At 59.0% G+C, this 2,364-nt stretch carries 2 protein-coding genes and 1 pseudogene; 1 reads left to right on the forward strand and 2 read right to left on the reverse strand.

The features are described 5' to 3' along the window. On the forward strand, positions 1 to 800 hold an 800-nt coding region (locus WBP53_RS12310; protein ID WP_423929339.1), incomplete at its 5' end, for an energy transducer TonB. Positions 801 to 895: 95 nt separating this feature from the next. Here WBP53_RS12310 and prfA read toward each other — a convergent pair. Both prfA and WBP53_RS12320 read right to left on the reverse strand, forming a co-directional pair. Then, positions 896 to 1,978 carry a peptide chain release factor 1 gene (prfA, locus tag WBP53_RS12315; RefSeq protein ID WP_423929341.1) on the reverse strand — a complete coding sequence of 361 codons (1,083 nt, stop codon included), beginning with the start codon at positions 1,976 to 1,978 and terminating at the stop codon, positions 896 to 898. 82 nt (positions 1,979 to 2,060) lie between these two features. Then, positions 2,061 to 2,364, reverse strand: a pseudogene (locus tag WBP53_RS12320) (glutamyl-tRNA reductase); the annotation flags it as partial.

The following is a 2,364-nucleotide window of genomic DNA, read 5'->3' on the forward strand; positions in this document are numbered from 1 at the left end:
GTCGACATTTGCAGACCCGACACTCCGCCGCCACCCAGACAGATGACTTTCACATGATCAGGTTCTTGATCTTTTTCTTGGCGCAGATATCGCTTTCCAGCTTCGCGATGGGCGAGAACCAGGCGAACTCCGTGACGATTTACGCGGAATGGAAAATGAGCCTGAGGGCAGATGGAAAGATCGCGGCCCTGGAATTGAAGCCCGGGCGCGTCAGGGATGTATTGCGCAACGAGTTGGAGACAGCAATCCGGCTCTGGGAATTCGAACCCGGCTCCGTGAACGGCGTGAACGCAGCAACTGATACGACACTGATAGTACAGCTCACCATTTCTCCAAATGCCGATGGTGACGGTTTCTCGATAGTCGTGGATCGGGCGGAAACTGGCGGAGCGATTGAAACGACCGGAAGGATGCCAGCAATTTCATGGGCGCAAGCTCAAGGAATGAAGAGAGACAAGGGCGCGAAAAACCTACTCGTGCTATTGATTACCTACGACGAGTCGGGGGTTCCCGAACAGATCGAAGTTGCAGACGAATCGCCGATCGAGAAGGGACTCCTTGTCTCTGATGCTATCGAGGCCGTTCGGACGTGGAGATTTGATCCAGAACATATCGACGGCAAAGGTCTGCGCGCCCGGGCCTTGGTGCCGATTTGCTATGAATTCGACACCAGTGACAGATCTGCTGCCGGGTGCGAGTGGAATTCTCCTTATGGGAACAAGGCAGTCCCTGGAAGGGATAGTATCGTGCTCGACTCAAGCGTTACCCTGAAATCAGATGTCATTGGCAAGACGCTCTAGCCTGCCCCTGTTCTTCATTGATGCGACGTCCGAAGGGCATCGAGTGCCGAATCCGGAATCCCGGCTTTCAGTAGCGGTAGTCCGGTCGTTCCGCATCAGTGCTGCCCAGCCAACTGCTGCAACTGATCGATCTGATCTTCGCGTGTCAGCGTTTCGATCAGTTCTCCGAGATCGCCCTGCATGATTTCGGGCAACCGGTACAGGGTCAGATTGACGCGATGGTCGGTGACCCGGCCCTGCGGGAAATTGTAGGTACGAATGCGCTGGCTGCGATCACCCGAGCCGACTTGCAGGCGACGTGATTCCGCCTGGGCTGCATTCTGCTTGCTGCGTTGTTCGTCGAGCAGCTTGGCTTTCAACAGGGACAAGGCGCGTGCGCGATTCTTGTGCTGCGAGCGTTCGTCCTGGCACTCGACAATGATGCCGCTCGGCAGATGAGTGATACGAATCGCCGAATCGGTCTTGTTGACGTGCTGCCCGCCGGCTCCGGATGCGCGGAATGTGTCGGTCTTCAGATCGGCCGGGTTGATGTCGATATCATCGATCTCATCGAGTTCGGGCAGGATCGCAACGGTGGCTGCCGAGGTGTGGATACGACCCTGTGATTCGGTCTCCGGGACGCGCTGGACTCGATGGGTGCCCGATTCGAATTTCAGTTTCGAATAGGCACCCTTGCCTTCGATGCGTGCAATCACTTCCTTGTAGCCGCCATGTTCCCCCTCGCTCTCGGTCAGGATCTCGATCTGCCAGCGGCGTTGCTCGGCAAAGCGCAGATACATGCGCAGCAGGTCGCCCGCGAAGATGGCCGCCTCGTCGCCGCCGGTTCCGGCACGTATCTCGAGGAAGAGATTGCCTTCATCGCGGGGGTCGCTTGGCAGCAGGAGCAGGTTGAGCTGTTCATCCAGCTCGGCTTCGCGAGCTTCCAGAGCCGTGATTTCCTCGGCGGCCAGTTCAGCCATCTCCGGGTCGGCCAGCATGGCGCGTGCGGCTTTGAGGGCAGCCTGGTTCTCATCGTAGTCGGCCAGTGCCTCGCTGAGCGGGCCGAGTTGGGCATGCTCGCGGGAAACTTCGCGCAGTCGCTTGACGTCGCCCAGCACTTCCGCGCTGGAAAGCAGGTGCTCAAGTTCCTGGTGGCGTTCCGCAAGCTGTTCGAGCTTGCGACGAATCGATGGAGTCATTGGAATCCTGGCGGTGCGCTGCGGCGCGCATGATACGTGAAGCTGTGATCGTGGCAGAGTTGCTGTCAGACGGGTTGCGAGATCATGCCTGCTTGTCCCTTGCTGGCCGGCCAATGACGTTAGCCTGGGCGTCGAACAGTTTTTCGGCTGCCTGGAGCAGCTCGGCGTCGCCGCGTAGCGCGGCTGCACGCAAGTTGGCACTGGGCGCGTGCAGCAGCTTGTTTGTCAGTGTATGCGCAAGGAAGTCGAGCGCCTCTTCCGGGCTCCGACCACGGACCAGCAACTGGCGGGCCTTGTTCAGGATTTCGTCCCTGCTCGCTTCCGCATCGCGGCGAACGCTGCTGACGGGATTGCGCAAATCGAGTGCGAGCCACCAGCCCATGAAG

The sequence above is a fragment of the Dokdonella sp. genome (assembly GCF_049593775.1).
Lineage (GTDB): Bacteria > Pseudomonadota > Gammaproteobacteria > Xanthomonadales > Rhodanobacteraceae > Dokdonella.